Origin of the sequence: Chishuiella sp. (assembly GCF_032109125.1) — a bacterium.
In the GTDB taxonomy this organism is placed as follows: Bacteria; Bacteroidota; Bacteroidia; order Flavobacteriales; family Weeksellaceae; genus Empedobacter.
In genome coordinates this window covers 126,250-152,656 of the sequence record NZ_DAMCLZ010000002.1, presented here as the reverse complement: position 1 = coordinate 152,656, position 26,407 = coordinate 126,250, and the positions used below count along the sequence as shown (strand labels likewise).

Below are 26,407 nucleotides of genomic sequence, written 5' to 3'. Positions count from 1 at the left end.
ATAAAAAAATAATTCAACACTACTTTAACGCATTTTAATTCTTTTTAATTTAACCTAAAAAATTGTAATTTAGAAAGATATTATTCCATAGAAAAATATCTATAGAATACAAACATGTAATACTATATTTCATATAACGATTAGTTATAAAATGTAATTAAATATGACTAAAAAAGGTACTATTTCTGACGCAGACCTATCAAGTGCTGGAGATGATTTTCATATATTATGGGCTATCAAAAAATCTTTAGAATTATTAAATTTTGACAACCATGGTATAAAAGCCGTTACAATTGAAGGATTTGAGAAGAATCTAACAAAAATAATAGATCCTTTAGGAGAAAAATTTTTAGGTATTGATTTAACCGAATATTTTGGAGGACTTGATTTTGAAAGTGCAGAATCAATTGTCATATCGCAGTTAAAATATAGTACGAGAAGAGTGTCAGAAAACTTCACTTTTTCTAAACTCTATGAAGGTAAAAAGTCTAATTCTTATGATGGTTCAATTATTCATAGGTTAGCTACTATTTTCAAAACATTTTTAGACGAATTTGGAAGAAATGAAGTTTTAAAAAAAATTAAAATCAAATTAGTCAGTAACAGGAATATTAACACTTCCCACTTAAAACAAATTACTAAAATCCAAGATTATTTAACAAGAAACAAAAGGTTATTGAGTTTCAACACTGTTTTAAACGAATTGCCTGAAATTTCAAAAGATCCTTTTTCTAAATTGAGAAAGGCCTCTGGGCTTAGTTCAAGAGAATTTACGGATTTTATAAGGTTATTAGATTTTGAAGACTGTGGAACAAATTCAAGACAATTGTTGAAATTTGAACTTATAAATTCTATATCTAATACTAGTATAAAGTCTCAAAATCAATTTAACTCTTTATTTCAAATGATTTGGAGTAAAATGATGCCAGAAAGACGTGAAGAAAGAACTGTAACATTCATAGATGTTGTAGCTAATTTTGGATTTAGTAGTATTGAAAATCTATTTCCAGTATCTCAAAATTTTGAAAATAATCCAGATACTGTTCAAAGAGAGCAGTTAAGTGATGTTATATCAGTTATTTATAATAATATTTCCTATTTACCAATCTGTATTCATGGAGGTGCAGGAATTGGAAAATCTACAATTATTCATCAAATAAAAATGAATTTACCAGAGTATTCTGAATGCATTTTGTTTGATTGTTACGGAGCAGGAAAATATCAAAACCCTGAAGATAAGAGACATCTGCATAGAAATGCAATTGTTCAACTCGCAAACGAGTTGGCTCAAAAAATAGGAACAGAATTTCTACTTATTCAAAATGAATCTGATGATGTTTATTTAAAAGAGCTAATAAAAAGAATCAGAGATGGAGTTGAGATTTTAAGAAATAGAAACTCTAAAGCTTCTTTGATTTTTATAATTGATGCTGCTGACAATAGTATAACAGCTGCAAAAAATAGTAGAGAAAAAAGTTTTGTTGAAGATTTAGTTAATATTGACATCCCTATTGGATGCCAATTTATTTTAACTTCAAGAAGTTATAGAAAATATTCACTCAATCTTCCTGATGAACATTTAGATATTGAATTAAAACCTTTTTCTTTAGAGGAAACAACTTTATTTGCAAAAAAGAATTTTCCGAATATTACTCATGAAGAAATCAAAGAGTTCCACCTTTATACCAAAGGAATTCCCAGAGTTCAATTTTATTCTTTGAATCTAAAAAATCAAGGTATTAATGAAGTTATTAATTATTTAAAGCCAAATGGAAAAGGTGTCGGAGATTTGATATTGGATAAAATTGAACAAGCGATAATTAGAATTGGAAGAGATAAAAAAAATCTTGTTGAGCAATTTTTTAAATTATTAATTTCATTACCTCGACCTGTCCCCATTAGTTATTTAGCAGAAATAATGGATGTCGATGTTGGATTCCTTACAGATTTATCATCTGATATCTGGAATGGATTGATATTAGATGAAGATTTTTTTAGTTTTAGAGATGAAGATTTTGAAAACTATGTTCAAGAAAAATATAAAATTTCGCTAGAGGAATTAAAGCAAATAGCACAAATGTTTCTGAATAAAGCAAAAACAGATGAATATGCTTCTTTCAATGTAGGAAGCCTTCTGTTTATTGCTGAATATAGGCAAGAACTTGTGGATATGGTTTTAAACCGTGAACTCTTATCATTTCCGAAAGACCCTATAAGAAATAAGGAGGTTTATATAAACAGAACAAAATTAGCTTTAAAAGCCAGCAAGAATATTCAAGATGATTTAACCTATTTTAAACTGTTATTTATTGCCGCGGAAGAATCAAAAACAGATAAAGCACTTACAGCACTATTAATAGATTATCCTGATTTGGTTTCAAGATTTGGTGATGAAGCTGCATTAACTCGACTTAAATTAAAATCAGATGAAAAGCCTTGGGCAGGAGCGTTTCATCTTAAATTGGCAGGAATAAATTCTCGAAAGCCTGAAAATAAAGAGATAGCAATAAAGCATTTAAAAACAGCTCGTGAATGGTTGAGTTGGAGAAATAATAAAAAAGAAGATGAATTAAAAGACTATCCTATCACAAGTCTTGATATAGCTTATGAAACGGAGGCTGTTTTGAGATTGTTTGGCTTAAATAAAGCAATTGATGCAATAGATAGATGGAAGCCTAAAAGAATCAAATTGTTAGCAGGAAACTACTTAATCGAGAACGTTATCAGCTTTTCAGCAAAAGAAAATATTGACGAGTGGCTACTGTATCCTAAATATCGTTTAGATGAAAAAATATTTATTATTTGCAAATTGTTTCAATATAATCAATCCATCGATTTTGATTTAGATTTAATAGCTACACAACTAGTGGGAGTTTTAACTAAAAAACGAATTGAATTTAGTAAGAGATTTCATTTGCTTCTAGTTCAGTTTTGTACAATATTGGCTCATCATAAAATTAATTCAGAAACAATTGTTAATATTTTAAATTTTATAATAACAAAACCTTTAGAGAGAGTTCCATATTTTTATAATATCTACTCCGATGACAAAGAAAAAATATTAATGGATATTACTTTAACTAAAGAAACCTTAATATTTTCATTAAAAAATGAGGAAGCCAATGTAGAATACTTTTACCCAAGTAAATTTAAAGATTTAGAAAGCATCAAAGATTATGAGAAAAGAAGTTCATTAGAAAGGGATGTAAAAGAATTCAGACAATTTTACAAGTACGCTGTGCCTATTTATCAATTGCGTTCTGATATACTTTTAAAGCGAATAACTTTATCAGATAGTCTAAAAAGGTTTGAAACAATATGTAACAATATCGGGAGCGATTATGAGTTCAAATATAATCATAGAGCAGATGATAAACTTGTTTTTTTATCAGGAAAACTAGCGGAGTTAGCGATACTTTTTGACAATAAAGACAAAAGAATTAATTTTATAATAAAATCTTTTGATAAGCAAGGGGATAAATTAAAAGTTAGATTTGAAATTTTAGATAAGATAATTCTAATAAAGGAACTACTAAATGTTTCACTAAAACTATTGGATGAATCAGATACAATCATTAAAGATTCAAATTTATCAGCTAAAGAAATTACAGATAATTATATAAAATGTTTACTTTTTAGTAGTAAAGTTGATGATTCTTTCAGTCAATATTTTTTCGATGCAGCTATAAAAGCTACATCAGAAATAGATTATGAAGCTTTCACACAAATTTCATGTATTTATCAATTATCTGAAATTGGAATTACAAAGCCTAATCCTCAATTAGCATATCAATACGCTCGTTTTATAGAATATTGTGATATTAAGTTGGGATATTATGACAAAAAACATTTTCCTTATACACAAGGATTATTAGGCGTTGCTAATATTGATATGGCCTCGATGTTTGCTACAATCTGTAGATGGCATCATAGAAATGTTATTAAGGTTGGAGTAACGATAAATTCTTTAATAGGACAGGCGTTAGAAAGAAAATTTATAGACCATATTGTAGCTGCATCATTAAGTCTTCTTAAAACAAACTATCGCTTTGAAGAAACAGAACAATTATACGAATTGATTATTCAAGGGTTTGATGCTTCAGGAAACACTGAATTAAAAAATAAATTCATACAATCAGAATTTAGAAATTTAAGATTAGAGCAAGATAAGTATTTTACAAAAAAAATATATGATGAGATCAAGTCAGGAAAGTATCTCAATAATGATACAGTTCTTGAAATAAAAGAGTACATAGATTTTTTAGATACACTTGAGAAAAAAAAGGAAAAAGAATCATTTAATAATTTCAATCGAGAAGACTTTGCTCATAATATAGATTTAGATGAACTAGATTATACTTCAACAAGAGAATTAGAAAAAGTGATTGATAAAATTATGTTGAATAATCCTGAGAGTTTTAATCATCGTTGGAATATTGAAAATTTACTCATTGATATTGTAAAGAAAACTGCTCCTAATCAATATATAGGATTTCTAAATGCTTTTGTTGATATTAGTCAAAGTCTATTGGATTTTGATTCTTTTGAAAATATTATTAAAAAGGCTCTAGTTGAATGGGAATACTATCCAGAAGTGAAAAAGTGGAAGAACGAAAAATTTAAATATATATTACTGACAAAGCTTGAACACTTTGACTATGGGAATAATCTTAGTATATGGTCAATAAAACGATTTGCAGATTTGTTTTCTATAACAAATTCTCAATTAGCAGATATTATCATAGAAATTTTACCTCAAAAAATAGATTTATTGTCTGATGAATCACTCTACAGTTCCTTTGAGTTAATTAAATGTAAACTTTCCCAAAGTGAAAATGAAGAACTTTTAATTTGGGTTCTAGAAAGTTGGAGTTCTAAAATCAAAAGTGAAATTGCTGACGGTGTTTGGGATGAGGAATTAGTCCCACCAACTAACGTTAATGAAAACGTAGCATATATGTTTAGATTCCTTTTGGGGCATCCTAACAAAAAACTGAGATGGAGAGCTATTCATTCTATCAGAAGATTAGCAAATCTTAATGAGGTAGAAATACTTAAAGTCTTATTAGATAAACAAAATGAAAAAGATTGTTTTCCTTTTCAGAATAAGGGGTATACCTATTATTGGATGTCTGCTAAGCTATATTTGTGGATTGCAATAGATAGAATTTCTATTGAAAATCCAAGTGTGATTATCTCTTTCAAGGATGTTTTTTATAAAGAATTGATGAATGAAGAATTGCCTCACGTTCTTATTAGACATTATATAAAAAAATCTTGCTTAGGTCTTTATACTTTTGATAATTCTATATATTCAGAAATTGAATTGCAGAATATACAAAATGTCAATAAGAGTAAATTAGGATATGTGGAAGAGAAAGAATATAGTAGAGAACAGAGAAAATATTCTCGCAAATCTGGAAAGGAATGGAAATTTAGGTTTGATGCTTTAGATACTTTACCATATTGGTATAGTAGTCTTGGAAGGAGATTTAATTTATCTGAATATGATGTTGCCGATATTGCAGACAGATTCATTACTGAAAAATGGGGATATACTGGAAAATCACGTGACGACGATTACATAAGAGACCAGTTATATGATAGAGATTGGTATAAAACTAGTCATCGGCACGGAAGTAATCCCGAAGTAGAAAGTATGTCTATATATTTCGAATATCATGCAATGTATTGTGCCGCAAGCTTTCTTTTAGAACATGAACCATTTGTTAAAACAGAATATTCTGATTATTGGGATAGTTGGGAAAACTGGCTTAATTCGGAGGCAAATGCTTTTGATAATTTTTGGTTATCTGATTTGCGAACATCAATTCCTTTAAATTATGATTATTGGAAAAGTAATGTTGGAAGTTTTGATTTAGATTGGAGAGATTCTATTTCTGAAGAATATTTTGATGAAAACTTTGGTTTAGCTGGTAATAATAATGATTATCTAAATGTATATGGTGCAATAGAAAAGTACATTGGAGAGAATCGAGAAACAGTAACATTCAGTTCCAGTATAATTTCAACAAAAAGTGCAGATGCACTATTACGTGCACTACATAGTACAAAAGATAGTTATGATTATTACCTTCCTCTTGAAAAAGATAACGAACATGATAACGAGATTGAGGAAATAAATTTCTCTTTAAAAGGATGGCTAAAGGAAACTATAAGTGAGTATGAAGGATTAGACTCTAATGATTCAGTCTTTAATCGTACCTCGAAAGGATATATTAAGTTTGGAGAAATTGTTCATTCAAATTTCAATATTAAATATGATAACTTGTACACAAAAGGTTATTTGAATGAAAAAGAAATAAGTATATATGAAAATTGGAATGAAATTTCAGATGTAGAATATCGCAGATACGGTAATGATTTAGAAACCTCTGGATGTCTATTTAAAGTCAAAAATGAATTCATTTTAAATTTCTTGAAAGTTGAGCAAAAATCATTAATTGTACGATGTATAATAGATAGACAACTTGAAGAACGGAATTACCAAAAAAGAAATAGTGATAATAGATACCAAGTAAAACTTTATTTAATTAAATCAGATGGCACAGTTAAAACACTCAGAGGAAGAGATTATAAAATTGGGTAAAAAATTAGTACGAGAACTCAACTTAATACATTCTACAAATACATTAGCAAGATGGATGTCCCATTATCTTGCAGAGTTAATACAAAATAAAGACAAAGCTGAATCCAAAGAAGAAAAAAAAGTATTACAACAAGAATGCTGTGATATTATCTTAAAAATATGGTCTAAAAAAGAAAGTTTACCAATTACAAAACCATTAGACAACTTAAAACCTATCATAGAAATATTACAGGTTTTAAAAGAAGAAAAAGAGATAAGTATTTTGCCACGGTGGCTTGAATACAACTCATTACCACGCGATAATGAATGGGCTTCATTCGTTGACTTAGTTAAAAATAATTCTGAGAAAATTTTTAGTAAAGTTATTCAAATGAACTTACATAAAGATCTTTTAAGTAAAGATCAAGAATGGCTAAAAGAAAATAAGAACTTTCTTAATGAACAAGAAATTAATTTTCTTCAGTTTATTGATGTTTTGAATGATTATAATTTTAATTCTGGAGTTGTTGATTTAAACAATTTTGAAATATCGAATGATAATTCAAAAAGAATAAATTTTATATTTGACGAAATAGAAAATTTAATAGATAACCAAAAAAATCTTCTCTTGGAGATAAAATCAAAACACCCTTTAATCAATCCCAAATAAAAAAATCAGTGGTAGTGTATCAGATTTATTAGTGACCTGTAAAAGCACATAAACAATATTTTAATAATAAAATAATTTTACCCAATGATGAAATAACTCTATGGATATTTCCCAAAAATTAGATTCTTTGTGGATATTTTTATGCTCTTAAAACAGCTAAAATCAACTTTTACTATTGAGTATAAATCAAAAATATGTTCTAATTGTTATGATAAATCTGTACAAATTAATAAAGAATAGTTGAAATTATACCTTATCCAAAAACGTCAAAAATAACATCAAGTGTTCGACAGAAGTACCTGTCAGTCCGCTGAGAAAACCCAATAGAGCAATCTGTTGGGTTTTTTGTTTTTATTGAAGTTGTTGAAAATTCTTTTTTCATAAAACTGAAAGGAAAACAAAAAATAAATAAGCGAAGCGAATGAGGTTTTCTTAGAATCACTTTTCCTTTCTAGGGAACATGAAATAATCCCTCACTCTCCGCTAAGAAAACCCAATAGAGCAATCTGTTGTTTTTTTTTGTTTTTCTGAAACTCTTGAAATCTCATTTCAAGCATATTATTTTCTACGAAAAAATTTATAAAAGTAATTCAATATTTATTTCTGCAATTATGGTTTTCCGTAATCAATAAAACTTTTCTTAAATTATCTTTACAGAAAACTAATTGTATTATATTAGTAAATTTAACGAAATACAGCTATAGATGTTATTTTACGAAACTATACCGCGTTTTATTTCATGAAAAAACAATGTTATGTGTAATTCTTAACCACCAACGTTCATAAATGACAAGAAATCAAACTGAATTAAACATTCTACCTGCTTATAATGGTGATTCTATATTAATTAAAACTTACAATGAAAATAATGTAGAATTTGTAATTCTTGTAGACGGGGGAACACCATTGACATTTGAATATTCTTTAAAAAAACAACTAAAGGAGATTACCAAAATTGATTTACTTATATTGACTCATATTGACAATGATCATATTGGTGGATTAATTAAACTTTTTAAAAATAGTTTAATAAAGAGAATAGAAATTCACGAAATTTGGTATAACCAGCCTGATGTAGATTTATATGAATCTAAATCTGATAAAGCATTAATCAGCGTTCCGCAAGCAGAAAATTGGAAAGCACTAATAAAAGAAAAAATAACAGATGTCGTAATTAAAGAAATTACTACAGAAAATGGAGTTATAAAAATTAAAGGTTTAGAGTTAACAATCATCTCGCCTACCATTGAAATCAAAAATAAACTGTATGAAGTCTGGCTGAAAGAACAAGGTAAACCTAAGAGTGGTGAACTTAATCAAAAAGCTTTAATTTCTACAAGTACACCAAATTATTCTGTACCCCTTGATGAATTGAACAAAGTTGATTTTAAACCAGAAAAATCAATTAATAATGACATTTATAATTCATCTTCTATTGCATTTTTATTAAAATGTCCGGATTTGAACTTTCTACTTTTAGCAGATTCAAGAGCGGAAGTTATTAGTAACAATTTGAAAATATTAGGTTATAGCAAAACTAATCCACTTGAAGTTGATTTTGTGAAAATTTCTCACCACGGAAGTTTAAATAATACATCTCAAGAATTATTATCATTAATTAAATCTAATAACTATTTAATTTCAACAAATGGAGGTACGTCAAACCATAAACATCCATCTAGAGAAACTATTGCAAGAATAGTTTGTAAAAAGAATCAAAATGATGAAACTATAAATATTTATATGAACTATAGTTTAGATAGCTTAAAATTAAAAATAGGTGAATTTATAACAACTGATGATCTTAAAATTGGTAATTGGAACATAGAACATAAAAACATATTCACAAAAAATGACTTATAATACTGCAGAAAAATATTGTGTTAGAATAAAATGTAATGGAGAAACTGGTAGTGGAGTGCTAATAACCGGAAAGACAACTTTTTATGTGTTCACTGCAGCTCATTGTTTAGGAAATGAGAAACCAAATATTGGAGATATTAAAATTGAAAAACAATCAGATTATCAATCTGAATTCAAAGACATCACTATTGTATCTATACTTGAATTTGATTATGAAAAAGATTATGCACTATTAGAAATTGACTTTCAAGACGAAGATAGATTACTTTATAAATATAAAATCGCTCATAGTTTTTTAGCTGATACACATGTTGAATTTTGTGGGTATCAAGGTATAAATAATAATGAATATAGACCTTTTAAGTCTAGGTTAATTACTAGTAGTGATTCTAACCATTGTTTTAAGATTAAATTATCTGATGGAGAAACATTTCAACAAGCTGGTGAAGCTGGCGAGCTCATAGCAGGAGGACTTTCTGGTAGTGGAGTTTTTGTTTATAGGCATAAATCACCTTTTTTAATTGGAATTTTAAATTCAGTCGTTACAGAACAAGCTTGGAATAGTGATATTAATTGTTGTTCAGTAGCACATATACATACATATTTTGATGATTATGTTGATTTATCTGATTTTGAAAATCTCATAAAATGGGAAAAAAATAATATTAAAGAAAGAACTGCTGTTGAAATTGAAGCATTTAAACAAACAGACAGCCAATTCTTCAATTACTTGTATAGAAAAAATAAAGTATTATATCCAAACTTGGTAGAATGTGATGAAATAACTATAAATCAGATAAGGACATATCTTTCTATGAAGGAAAATATAGATGAATACTCCAGAGTATATCCAAAATTATTTAGTGATTTTAAAACTAAAGTTTCAAAACTTGTAAACCAAGTTAAGACACAATATTCCTTAACTGTTGATAGACCAAATGAGGCTAAATTATCTCAAAGAGATTTACAAAATGAATTAAAATCTATTTTAGATTTTATGCCATTAACAACAAATTTAGACTTGTCTGAATATCAAATAATCGAATGGTTAGGTATATGTACTTTAAATTTCACAAAGAATGATTAATATAATATTAGACGAAAAAAAAACATCGGTGTCTATACGATACAATGCGTATTACAAACTTGTAATTTTACTTGCAATTATTAATCATTGCGGTAGTAGAAACAAAGCTGACTTACAATTAATCCACTTAATGTTTTGGGCTTTGAGAGACAAAAAAAATTACCAAGTACTTTATGATATAAAAAAAAATTCAAGGAATTCACTAACACCTTGGTCTTTTGAATTTGGACTAGAAAAAGTCTTAGCACTTGGTTACATAGAGCAATATTTAGATAAAAAAATTGTGAATAATCAACTAGAAATTGTCCTAACCGAAAAAGGTTTAGAAACATTGAATTCAATAAACAAAGAAGAATTGTTTCAAGATGAAATTGAAAAGATAAAATCAATAGGTTGGTTACCTAAAACGAAATTGAATAAAGCTAATAATAACTGGAAACTACTATAAATAAATATGTTTAAAATAAATAGATTAAGAACTGAAATTTTAACAAATAAAAGCAAAATCATAGATCAATTATATGGTTTCGACTACAATTTTAATCAAGGTCTTAACATTATAGCAGGTGAAAATTCAAGAGGTAAAACCACTATAAATTCTTGTATCTTTTATGCATTGGGCATGGAGGAGTTATTAGGTGGTCATAACAACAAAGCTCTAGATAAAGCTTTAAAAGATAGTTTTATTATTAAAACAGAAAATACTGAAGCAGAAAATGAAATTACTTATCAAATTATTTGGTCTAAAGTATACTTAGAAATTGAAAACAGTGACGGTGATTCTTATAGTTTAGAGCGAGTAATTAAAAGCGCTAACAATGAAGAGAAAGAATCTAATATTACAATATATAAATCTACATTAAAAGAAATCAGTAAAACAAAGGAAGAAGACAAAGATGTTTTTTTTGTAAACGGTCCAGGTAATAATGATAACCCAAATGGATTTTATCAATGGTTGACAGATTTTATAGGGATAACAATACCTGATGTAAGTAATAGCTCTAGTAAATCAAATTATAGTCCGTTATACCTTCAATTAGTTTTTTCATCGCTGTTTATTGAGCAAACTAAAGGATGGTCGGATTTTTTTGCAACAATGCCTTACTTTGGAGTCACAAAACCTAAAGAAAAAGTAATTGAATTTCTTTTAGGTTTGGATGAAATGTCAAATTCTACGAAAAGAGATATTTATAACAGAAGTAAAAATGAAATCATAGAAAATTGGAATAAATCTATAAAAGCATTTTCTTTTTTAGGAAAACAAAATAATGCTACTATTGATTCCCTACCAGAAAACATAACTACTGACAAAAATAAAATCGAAAAGATTTCATCTTCATTTCATATAGCTGTAGATGAAAAAATTACTTATGATGAACATATAAATGCTATATCAGACAATATCACCATACTAGAAAATAAACCATTTAGTACTATTGCAAGTAATAAGAATGATATACTTTTACAATATGAAGCTGATAAGTCAAAATACATTGAATTAAAAGAATATATCACCAATTTTGAAAGCAGGTTGAGTATTGAGAAAACACAACAGCAAAACATTGATAACCAATTAACTATTATAGAAAAAGAAATTAAGGAACATAATAGTTTAATTAAAGTATTTAATAATAATTTATTTAGAAAAAATAATGAGGCAAAATGCCCCACTTGTACTCAAACAGTGACACAAGATATTCTATCTAGTGACGATTTTAAAATTCCTCAATATTCTCTTGAAGAAAATAAGAGTTTTTTAGTAAGTCAAAAAAAAATCATTAAAACAAGTCTTGATAGCTTAAATAAGACTATAGAGGAAAAAAATACATTATTACAGTATTTCAAAAATACTTTAAGAAATCAAGAAACAATTGTTAAATCTCTTTCCAAAGATTTAATCGCTGATGATAGAACTTTGTCAGAATCTGAAATTGTAAAAAAAATACAATTGCAACAAGAATATAAAAATTTAGAGATATTTAAATTTCAATTAGAGGAACTAAAAAATAGTTTAGTCGATTTAGCAAATAAATATCATAATGTAATTAAATCGATAGAAGGCTTAGAGGAATCAGATGATAATAATATTCTAAATTCCTTTGAAACTAATTACAAAGATTTATTATTTAAGTTTGGATATGACAGTAATAGAAATTTTCAAATTTCTATTAACAGAAAAGATCCTTTCAAATATTTCCCTGTATATAAAAGAGGAAAAGATGATCCACAACCGCAATCAATTAGAATCAACTCTTCTGCATCTGACTTTGTTAGAAATATTTGGGCATATACATTAGCCTTAAGAGATAACGGCGTTAATCATCCAGGATTAATTATGTTTGATGAACCTGGTCAACATAAAGCAAAGCAAAGTAGTTTGAAAGCACTACTCCAAAAATGTTCAGAGACTACAGAAAAGCAAACAATTATATTTTCATCAGCAGAAAAAGAACTAGATGAAAAAGAAAAATTTGATTTGATGGAATTGGTTAAAGATTTAAATGAAGACTCTTATAATTTAATAAATTTAGGAAGTGAAAAAGTTATAAAACTACTAAACTAAAGAACTACCGATAATATCGCATTAGAGAAATGGTGATAAAGGGAGAAATTGAATGTTTCTCCTTTTATTACTTTTTAAAAAATTAAAATCACAATTTATCCAAAAACTAAAAAAATAACATAAAGTTTTCGACTGAAGTACCTTTTCTGCCCGCAAAAAGACAAATGGTACTTTTGGAAGACAAAGAGTACCATTTTTTTTATTTATTCTTGATTCATATCATTTTTCTTCTCTATACTTTATAGTATGATTTTAAAAAAAAATGAAAATTATAACTTATTTAAAAACGTCAAAATAACATCAAGGGTTCGACAGAAGATCCTTCAAACCCGCTGATAAAAGACAATATAGTAATCTGTTGGGCTTTTTGTTTTTTTTTGAAACTCTTGGAATCCTACTTCAAATATATTCTTCCTAATATTTTCTAAGAAAAAATCTATAAAAGTAATTTAATATTTATTTCTGCAATTATGGTTTTCCGTAATCGATAAAACTTTTCTTAAATTATCTTTACAGAAAACTAAACTATTTTAGTTAAAAATTTGACGAAATACAGCTATAGGTGTTATTTTACGAAACTACACCCAGTTTTCTTTCGTGAAAAAACAATGATGTGACGCAATTCTCCGCTATGCTACGAATAGCGTACATCATCGAATTTGCTAAATAAAAAATACACGTAACTTCGTTGCTATATTTTTTACTGTCGCAAATCCGTCAACCGTTAGGTGTAATTTTATTAAAAAACGTAACAATAAAACAGAAGATATAACTAATTAAAAATGCCAGAAAAAACTAAGATTACCGCTCTAGAAATTTATGAAAAATTAAAAAATGAGTTCAGAATACAAGATAAAATAGGAAGTGTTGAAATTATTTTAGGTGGAATTTCAGCTAAATATAATGGAAAGGATGCATTAGGAGATTTATTACAAGAATGGTTTGGTCAATGGATGAGAGAAAACAATTTTTACTTTAGACAAAACACAAATACACAAGAATTTCCAGATTTTTATCTAGAAGAGGAAAATAATAAAGGATTACTTGAGATTAAAACATTCAATGCCAATGCGTCACCTGCATTCGATATAGCAAATTTTGACTCTTACAATAAATCATTACTAATCAAACCTGAGAGATTAAATGCTGATTATCTTATATTTTCATACAAAATGGAAGATAGTATTCTGCGAATAGATGATTTATGGTTACTTAAAGTTTGGGAAATGGCTGGTAATTCAGGTACGAATCCTGTAAATATGCAAACAAAAAACGGTCAACCTTACAACCTTAGACCTATAAAATGGTATGCTAATAGAATTAGAAATAAACCATTTGCAGATAAATTATCATTTATTACTGCAATTAGTGAAACACTTGATAAATATTCTCATAGCACAAGTAGTTACAGTGAGAATTGGTTAGAAAATGTCAAAACTAAGTATTTAGAAAATACAGGAACTGAATTATAATTCAGTTCCTGTATTGTTTATCGCATCTAAAACTCTATCTGAAACTGCTTTTACAACTGGGACAACTACGGTATTTCCTAATAAATCAAATGCTTTAGTTTCTTTTACAGGTATAAAATAATCTTCAGGATATCCAAAAAGCCTCAAACCTTCCCTTATGGTTAATCTTCTCAACCCTCCATTGTCTGGTACTGCTAATTTAATCATATCCGTAGCTACTAAAGTAGGTGCTATTTCATAAGGATTTAATATTTTATTGATCTCAAAACTTAATTTGCCAGTTACAATATTATATCCTTTTTCTTTAGTCTCATCATATACACGAGATGTTATAATTCCATTCTCTGTTTCTTCTTTGACTAATTTTTTTGGAAATTCAAACTTTAAATAACCTTTTAAAACTAAATCTTCAAGTAGTGATTTTAAATCTACATCTGAAAATAAATTATTACTAGGATAGAAAGTTTCTATTTGCTTTAAAGTCAATGGCATTCCATCCATCCAATCAATTCCAATTTCTTCAGCCCATTGTTTTTTTCTACGCTCTTTAAAAAGCTTATTTAATAGTAAAATTTGTTCTTTACTACATTCACCCTTTAAGCCAATATCCCAACTATGGATATTATTTTCTCCTCCTCTCTTATCTTTTATAGATTTACCATATAAATCCTCAATCTTAAAATGTTTTAAGATTTTATTGGTAAAATCAGTTTTTAATGTTGGTTGCTCTTTTTCCAAAACATCCTTAAGTATAGACTTTGAAATTTCAAAGTTTTCTAAGTCAACTTTGTTTTCTTTTGTGCCGACAATAAAAATTCTCTTTCTTGATTGTGGAACACCAAAATCAATACTATCCAAAACTTTCCAACTAACTTTAAATCCTAATTCATATTCGAGTTTATATAAAATAGTACTTAAAGTTTTGCCTATTTCATCATTTTTATTTTCTAAATCGTGCTTTACTAATCCCTCAACATTTTCAAGAATAAAACCTTGTGGATTATGAAATTTTAAAATCCTTTCTATTTCAAAAAAAAGAGTTCCTCTTGTGTCAGCAAATCCATTTCTTTTTCCACTAGAACTAAAAGGTTGGCAAGGAAATCCTCCAAACAAAAAATCAAACGAAGGAATATCTTCATTCTTCACTTTAAAAATATCACCAACAAAATTTTCGTGATGATGATTATATTTTAATGTCTCTATTGCATAGGGCTTTATTTCAGAAGTCATTACACATTCAGTTTCGATACCTCTATCACTACAAGCTTGTTCAAAACCCAATCTAATACCTCCTAATCCAGCAAATAAATCAATAAATTTTAATTTACTTTTCATCATCCTTTTTTTTATATTCAATTTCATCTTCAGCTACTAATGGTAATTTATCATTAGTAATTCTAATCATATTTTGAAATTCCTCAATTTCTAATTTGGTACATCCTATCACATATAAAGAATGTAAAAAAAAAGAAGCACTAAAAGTTCCTCTACTTATTTTACTATCAACACTAGACTTTGTTTCATTACAACCATCATTGTTCAATAAAGTAGTTAAATCTTCAGTTGACAAACCTCTTTTAACTAATTCTGCCTTTAAAATTCTTTTGACTTTATTATTCCAATCACTCATAATTCGAATATTTATATTTTCAAATATGAGAATTTTAATCCATATACGCAAATTTTAAGATAAAAATAAAAAAACTACACCTAACAAGAGTTTATAACAATAGAGGTTTAAGGTTAAAAATTAAATTTTTAGCTTTCTATTCCGCAAAAAGCCAATTATATTGACTTTTTTCTTAAATTTATTCAATTAATTGGCTTTTGCTTACTGTGTCGCTAAATTGAAACTTTTCGCTTCAATCTCCGCCACTGACGCCAAGCCCCGAAACGTTATACGCAACTAAAAAATCTACTCTAATATAAATTTATTATTACCAATGGCAAACTATCCTGAACTTGAAAAATTATTACAATCAAATGAAATTGATGATGTTTTAATTTCGATTGATAATTACATTAATGAATTATGTGAATATGGTGAAAACCTAAATGTATTAACAAAACAACAAATGACTTTCTTTTTAAATCAAAATTTCGAAAAAGAAATAAATAATGGTGGTTTAAATCAGTTCTTTTATAATTCAAGTGGAGAATTTTCCTTTGAAACTATTCAAAGTTTAAAAGAAATAAATGCTGTTTATACAGCAACAATTTTAGAAGAAGCTATTTGTCAATTCCCAAACAATAATGTACCAAAAGATAGAAATTTAAGAGATGAAATAATTGAAGAAATCGAAGACATTGCAAATGATATTTGGGAAGAATTAGATTCTAAACTCTATGAAAATGAAGATAATTTAAGTGATTTAAATCTTACTTATATAAAAAGCAATATCAACTATTTCTAATAGTTAAATTTTAGCTGCATATAACAAAAAGTATTTGCTTGAACGTACGAATCTGAACTAACGTTCAAATTCTCTCCGTTCTTTGCAAATCCTAATAACGTTAGCAGAAATGTTTCCCGAAATTGTATATTAAATGAATACTACCAAATTAGACCAATTTGAAATTGAAAACATTGAAGATGTTTTGCCTTTGTTTGAAGAAACTTTCAAAATCAAACTGAAAAATGAAGAAATTGAAAAATTAAATAATTTTAGTGAATTTAGTAATTTAATTATTTCCAAAGTTAAGTTTAAAAGTGATAATTTGTGTACTAGTCAAAAAGCTTATTATCAATTTAGAAAAGCTTTGGAAACCGAAAATATTCTAACTGATGAACAAATCTATCCAAATACAGATTTAAAAATTATATTCCCAAAAAAGAATAGAAGAAAAAACATAAAAAAAATAGAAAGAATTTTAGGTTACAAAATTGACATTTTGAAACCAAGTCAAATTATAATCAATATCTTGTTTTTCCTCTTTATATTTTCATTTATTGGGTTATTTTTCATGTGGAAGATTGGAATTTTGGGAATGATAATTTCAATTTTTGGCTTTTATCTAACAAAATTTACAAGTAGATTAGATAAACAGAATGTTCGGGAACTTATTGAAAAAAATACTGCTCAAAATTATTTTAAAATCAGAAACAATGAACATTCATTTAATAGAAATGAATTTAAAGCTATAATATTAGAGTGGTTTTCTGAAAATGCGGGAATTGAAAAAGAGAAACTTAGAAACGGAATTTTTGTATAATAACACTTCTGTTAACATGGGTTTTGCTAAATGGCGGGTTTAAGGCTAAATTGAAAGTTTCTCCTTTTTTAGTCACAACAGCTTTTTATATTTATGAACTGAAATATTATTTTTTTTAAGGTGTTCATGATTTACAATTCCTTTTTTCTTAAATTTAAAAAATAATAAAGCTGTTGCTTAGCCTAGTGCAAAATTGAAAATTCAAGCTTTCTAATCCACTACTATCGCTAAGCTCCGAAACGTTAGCTGTAACCATTCCCAAAAATCGTGAACGTGAAAAAAATTAATTTACTTTTATTTTGCATAATAATTTTTATTTCTTGCAATCAACAAAATAAAAAAGAAAGCATTTCGATAGATAATCGCACTTTAACTTTCTTTGAACCTTCCGATTTAGGAGCATTTGGCTCAAAAACTAGACTAATTATTTACGCTAATTTCGATGAATGTGGAGAATGGGGAGGACACGAAGAGAGTTTTGAGATTTATTCAAAAGAAGATAAAGAATTCTATGCTAAATATATCAGAACAAAAGTTGATTGTGAAAAGATTGGAAAACCTGAGTTTCAACAACCTGATATATCAACAGAATATAAATTAAATAGAAAAAATATAATTGCAGTAAATACTTATTTATCAGAACTTATTCAAAGTAAAATATCTGAAAGATTTCCAGGTCACGCTGGTCAAAAATTCGGAGTAATTAAATCAGACTCTACACTAATAATAGATGTTTATGATCATAATAAAAGAAACTTAAACAACTATAATAATTTACTAAAATCATTTAATATTGAAAAAGTCGAATATGACTATCAATAAAATGACTACAGCTAACATCGTATTAGCGAAATGGCTGGTCAAACGCTAAACAAAAAGCTTCAGGAATTTATTCGTAAATTGGTTTTTCATTTGCAGAAATGTAAAAACCCCTACTCTACAAAAAGAAAATTAAAAACAGATGGATGAAGACTAAAAAAATTATTACTCGTAGAATTATTGCTGGTTTTATTGATTATACAATAATTTTATCTTTAACTTCATTTTACATTTTCAAATTTGGAGAAATAAATTCTGAAGGTGCTTATTCCGTAAATGGAATTAAAACGTTTCCGATAATTATTTTTTGGTTGCTTTACATTTGCGGAACTGAATTAATTTTAGATTCAACAATTGGAAATTATATAGTCGGATTAAAACCTGTTGATTTGGAAACTGAATCAAAAATAACTTTTAAACAATCGTTTTTAAGACATATATTAGACATTATTGATATGTTCTTTTTTGGACTTGTAGCTATAATAATTATTAAAAATTCAAGCGAAAATCAAAGACTTGGAGATTTATTAGCAAAAACTAAAGTGATAAAAATAAAATAATACTTCTACTAATATCGCATTAGAAAAATGCCAGATATAGAGCAATATAAAAGTTTATGCTTTTTTTTAGCAACAGCATTTTATATTTCCTTTTATAACTTATCCAAAAGCGTCAAAATAACAATAATTATTAAACATAAATATATTTCAATCTACTAAGAAAAGTCAATAAATTTTTATCTGTTGGATTTTTGTTTTTTCCATACTTATTAAAAGATAAATTAATCGAAAAAATACACACTTCTAAATAATCGTAGACTAATCAATGACTACAAAAAAAACTAAGTTAAAAAAACATCATATAACATTGTATTTCACAATAACAATTAACTGTATTCGTTGCAAAAAATAATTTACTTTAACAGAAGAACTTGGACTTTCATTCAACTTCTTTTAGTTCTTCGGAAATCTTAAAAACATTGTACGATATTTAATTAAAAATGTATAAACAAATGATGAAAAACATTAAAAATAAAAGAATTGCACTACTTTCTCCTTTTATAATAATTTTTGGAAATATTTTATCTGCATTAATTTTTGGAAAACTAATTGGTAAATGGTCTTTCATTCCTTTGATTATAATTGAATGGTTCCTTTTTTTATTTTTCATTCTCAAATTTGACGAAGAATCTTCAATAAAAAATTGGTTAAAAAAAGGAAATAAAAATTGGTTTTGGATTATAATAACATTAATTATTGGATTAATACCAATTCCGATATTTATAAAACATAATCATTTATTACAAGATTGGTCGGTTTTTGTTCCTTGGATACTTTTAGCTTTAATAAATCCTTGGCTTGAAGAATTTTATTGGAGAGGATTTCTGAGTGATGCAACTAAAAAATGGAATAGTTTACTATCAATTTTATTTACTAGTTTTCTATTTGCCATGAATCATTTTGTATTTGGTATAAACTCAGAAATATTTAGGGGAAATGCTGTTGTAATTTCGACATTTATAATGGGAATTGTTTGGGCAATAACTTATAAAAAAACAAATAGTTTAAGATGGGTTATATTATCACATTTTCTTGTTGATTTCCTAAACTTATCTGCTCCAGCTTTTTTAGATTTATTTAGTGCTAGAATGTAAAAAACTAACATTGATTTAATAAAAACAGAGATTAAATCTAAACTTAAAAAATATTTTGTATTTTTTTATTCTACGAATTTGCAATAGTGATTGAAGCGGCATCCTTTTTTGATTGGATATATTTAGAGTTGATTATTACATTTCGAGAGCCTCAGTGACTAAATCAAAATACAATGACCAATCAAAAAAGATATAGCGGGAAAGCACGGTGCGCAGCAATTGCCCTAAAATATATAGTTAGATGACTATAATTAATAAAAAAACCACTTTCATCTAAAAAAGAAAGTGGTTGATATTGAATTGAATTATTATTCTTTTATTTCTTAAAGAAATTTGTTCCACTTGCTTGTGCTTTTGGAAAAACAGTTATATCAGCTAGTTGGACGTGTTCTGGTTGATTAAGTAAATAAGCTATTGCGTTGGCGATATCTTCTGCCACCAAAGGATCAAAACCTTTGTAAACATTTTCTGCCTTTTCTTTATCTCCCTTAAAACGAACCAAAGAAAATTCGGTTTCTACAGCTCCTGGAGCTACATTAGAAACTTTTACACCATAAGGCAACAAATCAAAACGCATTCCTTTGCTTAAAGATTCTACAGCAGCTTTGGACGCACAATAGGTTGCTCCGTTCGGATAAACCTCTTTACCTGCAATAGAAGATATATTGACAATATGTGCATTGTTAGATTTTTTAAGAAATGGAACAACTGCTTTTGATACATAAATTAAACCTTTTACATTAATATCAATCATCGAAATCAAATCATCTAATTCTGCTTCGTCAAAAGGAGCTAAACCGTGTGCATTTCCTGCATTATTAATTAAAATATCTATATTCTTCCACTCATCATCTAAACTTTCTACTGCATTAAAAACACCATCTTTATCGCGAACATCAAACTGAAGCGTTTTTACATCTGTCAATTTCTTTAATTCATTTTCAATTTCATTTAATCGATCTTGTCTACGTCCACAAAGAATTAAACGATAATCAGAAGCTAAAATTTTCGCTGTCGCCATTCCAATACCTGAAGTAGCACCTGTAATAAAAACTGTTCTTTTCATTTTCTAAATAATTAATAAAGCTTTTTTAAGTCCATCTAATATACAAGCTAAAAAGAAATTAAAAAATGATTTATCTTGTTTACGTGTAACATTTTTAACTTCTTTTTCTCTCTCATTTCCTCTCGAGTCTTTCTTTATTGCTACATTACCAACTGCAGATAAAAATTTTCTTTTACTTCCTCCTTCTCTTAATAAACTAACTTTTAAATCATTATAATGAATACTAAATACTCCATTAGCCTTAATATCATCTCCGTCAAAATCAAAATTTATTTTATTTAATTTTCCATTAGCACTCACATTAAAATAAGGAACCAAAAACGGATCTAAATTTTTAGCAGGCAAATTAGCTATAGATCCTTTAATATTAAATTTTTCACTGGTATTCATTGGGTTAAAAACCCATTTAACTTTTAAATCCCCATTCATAAATTCTGAATCCCAATCAATAATAACATTTGGTAGAGATTTTTTATTAAAGCCAGAATTGATATTCTTAATACTTGTATTAATATTAGAAAAAGTTAATTTTCCTGTTTTTTCAGTTTTTTTAGCCTCTTCTTCATATTCTAATTTAGACTGTACCAAGTTAACTTGATTGATTTGTAAATCCATTTTTAGTTCTCGTAATTTTTGAGAAAACATCGTCTTTTTAGAAAGATCATTTGGAGGTAATAGGCTTCTAAATATATTTGCATATAGTTTATCAAAAACCATTAAATCTGATTTTATAAATAAATTCTTGGAAGGTAAAAAACCTATTTTTAAATTCTTACTTGTTATTTTATCAACAGAAACCGTATACAAATCTTTTTGTTTCTTTAATGATTTTGTAAAATTTTCTCTAGAAATATTATGAAACAATTTTAATTGATTTAAAATTAAATTGCCATTTTTATAAATAAATGTTGATGTTTTTAGTTTATAAACATTACTAATATCATAATCAATTCCAGAAGAAGTTAATTCTAAATTACCATAAACAAAAGGAATATTATTTCGAACAGTATTTTTATCAATCTTAACATGATTAGCGGATAATTGAATATCTTTTAAAATTAAATTTTTCTTATTATCTGTTTTTGAAATCATTTCTAAATTACCATCTTGTAATCTTATTCTTTTTACATATATACTATTTTCAAACTCTTTAGAATTTTTATCACTTTTTTGATTATTCTTTTTTGATTGATTATAAAATAAAAGCTTCGGTTTTTTTAAAATAATATCATTAATATTTAATACTTTTCCATTTATATTAGTAACGCCAAGAATAGTAAGATTTATATCATTGAAATCAAATAATTCATCTGAAGAAAATTTTGATTGATTAACTTTAATTGTATCAACAGATAGATTAAAATCAATTAATTTATCTTTTAATTTGTTCTTATTATCAACAAGAATATTGTCATTTTTTTGCTCTATTATTTTAACATTAGCATTGTTAAACTTTATAGAGTTTGTATGAAAATAAAAATCACCATTTTTTAAACCCCATTTATACTTATTTAGCTTTAAAATTGGAGTTTCAATATCTAGAAGAACGTTAGATTTAGTAAACTTATTTTTAAATTCTTTTTTTGACAAAATAGGTTTCATCTTAAAATCTTTTAATGTCAAATTAGAATTTCCTAAATTCAAAGTAGAAGCTGTAAGTGAATGTGTATGATTTAAACGATAATACATTGACCTTAAGTTTAATTTAAACGTATTATAATCGATTGGAATCTCGTTTGTTCTGGTAAAATCATTCATTTTAATTCCTTCTATTGCTAAATCAACATCGCTTATGTTATATTTTATTGTTTTAGCATCAGAGAAAAAAGAATTTATTTTTCCATTTTCAATTTGAAATTTTTTAACATTAATTAAATCAGTGTCATTATTTTTTAAATTTATTTTTTTAGGTAGCGAATCATTCCTTCTTGAGTAATCAGTTTGTATAATTGTAATCTTAGGTTCACGTAACAAAAGTTTATCTGTATTAAAATACAATTTATCTTCATTTGTAAATCCCCAATCCATATTAGTTAAAGAAAGTAAAGATGTTTTTACATCAAATAAATCTGCATTAGTTTTATTCGGTAAATAAACTCCTTTATGAGCTCCAAAAGGTTTCATTGAAAAATCTGATAACTCAAAAGTAGTATCACTAAAATGAACTTTTTTAGATTTAACTATTTGTCTATCTTTTACAATGAAAAACATTGAATCTAATTTGATATCAAAAGACGAATATTTAAAAGGAATTTTTTTATCAGCAGTTCTTTCATTGAATTTAACTCCTTTAAAATTTATATTAAAATTAGACACATTTACAATCTTTTCATTTCCAGAACTAGACAATAAATTAAATGTTCCATTTTTTATTTTTATTCTTGAAACATTAAAACTATCTCCGACTTTTGTTCTAGTTGTATCTTTTTTTTCGTTATTCTCTTTTAGATAATAATTAACAATAGGAGAATCTATATGAATAGAATAAGCAGAAACTTCTTTTACTGTAATTAGTTTTAAAAAATTAATTCCAACTATATTAATTTCCTTTACTTTTCCTGTAGCTTTAATAGAATCTACAATTGATGTAGAATCTTTAGGAGAGATATTAACATTTTTTAAATTAAGTGATGAATTAAACAATGAAAAGCTTAATTCTCCATAAGTTAAATTATAAGGTGTATCATTTTTCTCGATAATAATTTTAGGTAATCGATCATTAAGAAAATAACTTATATAAAAACTAAAAATAAAAAGTATCGCAATAAAACTTATTAAAGCGATACTTATTTTTTTTATCCAACGATTTGTACTCATTGATTTAGTTCGGTTAATATATTTACAATCAATTATCATGCCAAACATGTTTTATTTATAAAAACTTAGTGTCTAATTATTTATATTTTTTAATTAAAAATAATCTACACTAAAAGCGGATTAGTCAAAAATTATACCAATATCAATAATAGATTAAAGTAATTTTTAATTGATATAAAAAACGTCATAAAACATTGTTTTATGACGTTTAAATAAGCAGTTAGCTTATTTTATTGATTTAGTTCGGTTAATACATTAATAAACAAATACCGCACCAAATCAATAATATATTAAAGTAATTAATCTATATCGTAAATTTCTTTAATATTCTTTAATATAGAATCGAAATCTAATTTTAAGTCAATCAATTTTCCCGTAAATAAATCAAAAACCCAACCATGAACTTGAAGTCCATTTTGCATAGCTTTTTGAACAAAAGGATTTTTTACTGCATTTACACATTGTTCTTGAACATTTAATTCTACCAATCTATTGTAACGCATCCCTTCGTTCTCAATCGCATTCAACTCTTCTGAATGCAAACGGTAAACATCTCTAATATTTCTTAACCAAGGATTCATAATACCTAAATCTTTAGGAATCATTGCTGATTTTATACCTCCACAATTATAATGACCACAAACAATAATATGTTTTACTTTTAAATGCTCAACAGCATAATCTAAAACAGAAGTTGTATTAAGATCTAAACCGATTACCATATTTGCAATATTACGGTGAACAAAAACCTCTCCAGGCTCAGCTCCTAACAATTCTTCTGCAGTAACTCGGCTATCAGAACAACCTATATATAAAACTTCTGGATTCTGTCCTGATGATAATTTATCAAAATATTCTTTATCTTGATTTAATCGCTTATTAATCCAATCTTCGTTGTGTTCAAAAATTTTTTCTAAATTCATAATATTTAAATTACATCTTGTACCTCTGGATGTTTACCCACATAAACACTAACATAACTACAAAATGGTATTATTTTTAAGTGATTTTTACGAGCATATTCAACTGCTTCTAAAACTAATTTTTCGGCGAACCCCTGTCCTCTTAATTCAGGATTAACCCCTGTATGATTAATAAGCATTTGTTCTTCTTTTAGCATAAAAGTAAGCTCTCCTACAATATCATTATTTTCATTTAACAGTTCAAATACTCCGTTTTTATCTTCTAATTTTAATTCTATCTTCATACAATTGTTTTAATCCATTAAATTAATACTTTCTTTTTTAAATAAATTTAATAAAGTGTTAAAACAATAAATAGTATACAAATCTAAGCTTGAAAAAAGAATTTTTCAAACAAAAATTGATATAAATAATTAAGAGATGACGAAAGTATTTTCGACTGAAAATCAATACTAAATATTGTCATATAATATTTAATGTATAGGTTTCATTATTTTTCTTTAAGATTTTTCATACATTTGTTAGATATACTTAAGGAAATATTCTTCATATGAAATTTATTGTATCGAGCAACACGTTATTAAAAAATGTAAACTTAATAGGTGGAGTTATTAATTCTAACAATACTTTACCAATACTTGATAATTTTTTATTCGAATTAGATGGTAACCAATTGACAATAACAGGTTCTGATTTAGAAACTACGATTTCTACAACTTTAGAAGTAGAGTCAAATGACAATGGAAAAATAGCTATTCCATCTAAAATCTTAACAGATACCCTAAAAACTTTCCCTGCACAGCCTCTAACTTTTATTCAAAAAGAAAGTAACACTTTAGAGATTGTATCAGAACAAGGAAATTATCAATTAGCATTTGAAGATGCAAATGAATATCCTCAAACACCAGATATCGAAGATGCTAGTTCTACTACAATAGGAGCAAATATTCTTTCTGAAGCAATTGTAAAAACAATTTTTGCAACAGGAAATGATGAATTACGCCCGATAATGACTGGAGTTTTTTTCCAAGCAAATGCTGATGTTTTTAGATTTGTAGCAACTGATGCACACCGTTTAGTAAAATATACAAGAAGCGGCTTAGAAAATCTAGATACAGCAGAATATATCATGCCTAAAAAACCTCTTAACTTATTAAAAAATATTTTAGGAGGAAATAATGATGATGTAACAATAGAATATAATACTACAAATACACGTTTTTCTTTCCAAAACATCGTTTTAACTTGCCGATTAATTGATGGAAAATATCCTAATTATGAAGCAGTAATTCCTAAAGAAAATCCAAATGTATTAACAATCAATAGAAGTTTATTTTTGACTTCTTTGAAACGAGTAGCTATTTTCTCTAACAAAACAACAAATCAAGCTCGATTAAAATTAGTTGGAAATTCGTTAACTATTTCAGCAGAAGATATTGACTTCTCAAACAAAGCAGAAGAAAGATTATCATGTGATTATAATGGAACAGATTTACAAATCGGTTTCAATTCTCGCTTCTTAATTGAAATGTTAAACAACTTACAATCAGACGAAATAACATTAGAAATGTCTGAACCTAACCGTGCAGGAATTATAAAACCTGTTGATGGTTTAGAAGATGGAGAAGAAATCTTAATGTTAGTAATGCCTGTTATGCTTAATGCATAACA

At 26.8% G+C, this 26,407-nt stretch carries 19 protein-coding genes; 13 read left to right on the top strand and 6 right to left on the bottom strand.

Annotated features, from left to right (window positions below):
- Positions 1 to 163 precede the first annotated feature (163 nt).
- The 7 genes from RT575_RS03590 to RT575_RS03560 all read left to right on the top strand — a co-directional run bounded on the left by RT575_RS03590 (position 164) and on the right by RT575_RS03560 (position 14,244).
- A complete protein-coding gene (locus RT575_RS03590) occupies positions 164 to 6,610 on the top strand; it encodes an ATP-binding protein (RefSeq protein ID WP_313578883.1) in 6,447 nt (2,148 codons plus the stop codon).
- Positions 6,564 to 7,259, top strand: a complete 696-nt coding sequence (locus tag RT575_RS03585; RefSeq protein ID WP_313578881.1) for a hypothetical protein — start codon at positions 6,564 to 6,566, stop codon at positions 7,257 to 7,259. The genes RT575_RS03590 and RT575_RS03585 overlap by 47 nt, the downstream gene beginning before the upstream one ends.
- A gap of 786 nt (positions 7,260 to 8,045) precedes the next feature.
- Positions 8,046 to 9,122: a ComEC/Rec2 family competence protein gene (locus RT575_RS03580; protein WP_313578880.1), complete on the top strand. Its 1,077-nt coding sequence runs from the start codon at positions 8,046 to 8,048 to the stop codon at positions 9,120 to 9,122.
- Complete coding sequence (locus tag RT575_RS03575; RefSeq protein WP_313578879.1) at positions 9,112 to 10,209, top strand: trypsin-like serine protease; 1,098 nt, start codon at positions 9,112 to 9,114, stop codon at positions 10,207 to 10,209. Before RT575_RS03580 ends, RT575_RS03575 begins: the two co-directional genes overlap by 11 nt.
- Positions 10,202 to 10,657, top strand: coding sequence for a hypothetical protein (locus RT575_RS03570; RefSeq protein WP_313578877.1), 456 nt, complete (start codon positions 10,202 to 10,204; stop codon positions 10,655 to 10,657). The genes RT575_RS03575 and RT575_RS03570 overlap by 8 nt, the downstream gene beginning before the upstream one ends.
- 6 nt (positions 10,658 to 10,663) lie before the next feature.
- A complete protein-coding gene (locus tag RT575_RS03565) occupies positions 10,664 to 12,772 on the top strand; it encodes an AAA family ATPase (RefSeq protein WP_313578875.1) in 2,109 nt (702 codons plus the stop codon).
- Positions 12,773 to 13,554: 782 nt separating this feature from the next.
- Positions 13,555 to 14,244, top strand: coding sequence for an NgoBV family restriction endonuclease (locus RT575_RS03560; protein WP_313578873.1), 690 nt, complete (start codon positions 13,555 to 13,557; stop codon positions 14,242 to 14,244).
- On the opposite strand, the gene dcm is transcribed toward RT575_RS03560, so the two are convergent.
- Positions 14,239 to 15,579 (bottom strand): DNA (cytosine-5-)-methyltransferase, encoded by a 1,341-nt coding sequence (gene dcm, locus RT575_RS03555; RefSeq protein WP_313578871.1) that lies wholly within the window; start codon positions 15,577 to 15,579, stop codon positions 14,239 to 14,241. The two genes, RT575_RS03560 and dcm, sit on opposite strands and share 6 nt — an antisense overlap.
- Positions 15,569 to 15,874, bottom strand: coding sequence for a DUF6471 domain-containing protein (locus RT575_RS03550; protein ID WP_313578869.1), 306 nt, complete (start codon positions 15,872 to 15,874; stop codon positions 15,569 to 15,571). The genes dcm and RT575_RS03550 overlap by 11 nt, the downstream gene beginning before the upstream one ends.
- Positions 15,875 to 16,187: 313 nt before the next feature.
- Here RT575_RS03550 and RT575_RS03545 point away from each other — a divergent pair, with 313 nt between their 5' ends.
- The 5 genes from RT575_RS03545 to RT575_RS03525 all read left to right on the top strand — a co-directional run bounded on the left by RT575_RS03545 (position 16,188) and on the right by RT575_RS03525 (position 19,930).
- Complete coding sequence (locus RT575_RS03545) at positions 16,188 to 16,658, top strand: DMP19 family protein (RefSeq protein ID WP_313578867.1); 471 nt, start codon at positions 16,188 to 16,190, stop codon at positions 16,656 to 16,658.
- A 133-nt stretch (positions 16,659 to 16,791) separates the two neighbouring features.
- Positions 16,792 to 17,457, top strand: a complete 666-nt coding sequence (locus RT575_RS03540) for a hypothetical protein (RefSeq protein ID WP_313578865.1) — start codon at positions 16,792 to 16,794, stop codon at positions 17,455 to 17,457.
- A 273-nt stretch (positions 17,458 to 17,730) separates the two neighbouring features.
- Positions 17,731 to 18,279 carry a hypothetical protein gene (locus RT575_RS03535; protein WP_313578864.1) on the top strand — a complete coding sequence of 183 codons (549 nt, stop codon included), beginning with the start codon at positions 17,731 to 17,733 and terminating at the stop codon, positions 18,277 to 18,279.
- A 143-nt stretch (positions 18,280 to 18,422) separates the two neighbouring features.
- Positions 18,423 to 18,836 (top strand): RDD family protein, encoded by a 414-nt coding sequence (locus RT575_RS03530; protein WP_313578862.1) that lies wholly within the window; start codon positions 18,423 to 18,425, stop codon positions 18,834 to 18,836.
- A 452-nt stretch (positions 18,837 to 19,288) separates the two neighbouring features.
- Positions 19,289 to 19,930 (top strand): CPBP family intramembrane glutamic endopeptidase, encoded by a 642-nt coding sequence (locus RT575_RS03525; RefSeq protein ID WP_313578861.1) that lies wholly within the window; start codon positions 19,289 to 19,291, stop codon positions 19,928 to 19,930.
- A gap of 316 nt (positions 19,931 to 20,246) precedes the next feature.
- Here the strand turns inward: RT575_RS03525 and RT575_RS03520 are convergent, their stop codons facing one another.
- The 4 genes from RT575_RS03520 to RT575_RS03505 all read right to left on the bottom strand — a co-directional run bounded on the left by RT575_RS03520 (position 20,247) and on the right by RT575_RS03505 (position 25,020).
- The gene (locus RT575_RS03520) at positions 20,247 to 20,996 is read right to left on the bottom strand and encodes an SDR family NAD(P)-dependent oxidoreductase (protein WP_313385286.1); all 750 of its coding nucleotides are present in this window, start codon (positions 20,994 to 20,996) and stop codon (positions 20,247 to 20,249) included.
- Positions 20,997 to 20,999: 3 nt separating this feature from the next.
- Positions 21,000 to 23,813, bottom strand: a complete 2,814-nt coding sequence (locus RT575_RS03515; RefSeq protein ID WP_313578858.1) for a hypothetical protein — start codon at positions 23,811 to 23,813, stop codon at positions 21,000 to 21,002.
- Positions 23,814 to 24,112: 299 nt separating this feature from the next.
- Positions 24,113 to 24,736, bottom strand: a complete 624-nt coding sequence (locus RT575_RS03510) for a carbonic anhydrase (RefSeq protein ID WP_313385282.1) — start codon at positions 24,734 to 24,736, stop codon at positions 24,113 to 24,115.
- A 5-nt stretch (positions 24,737 to 24,741) separates the two neighbouring features.
- A complete protein-coding gene (locus RT575_RS03505; protein ID WP_313578856.1) occupies positions 24,742 to 25,020 on the bottom strand; it encodes a GNAT family N-acetyltransferase in 279 nt (92 codons plus the stop codon).
- 266 nt (positions 25,021 to 25,286) lie between these two features.
- Between RT575_RS03505 and dnaN the strand changes: the two genes are divergently transcribed.
- Positions 25,287 to 26,405: a DNA polymerase III subunit beta gene (gene dnaN, locus RT575_RS03500; RefSeq protein WP_313385280.1), complete on the top strand. Its 1,119-nt coding sequence runs from the start codon at positions 25,287 to 25,289 to the stop codon at positions 26,403 to 26,405.
- Positions 26,406 to 26,407 lie beyond the last annotated feature (2 nt).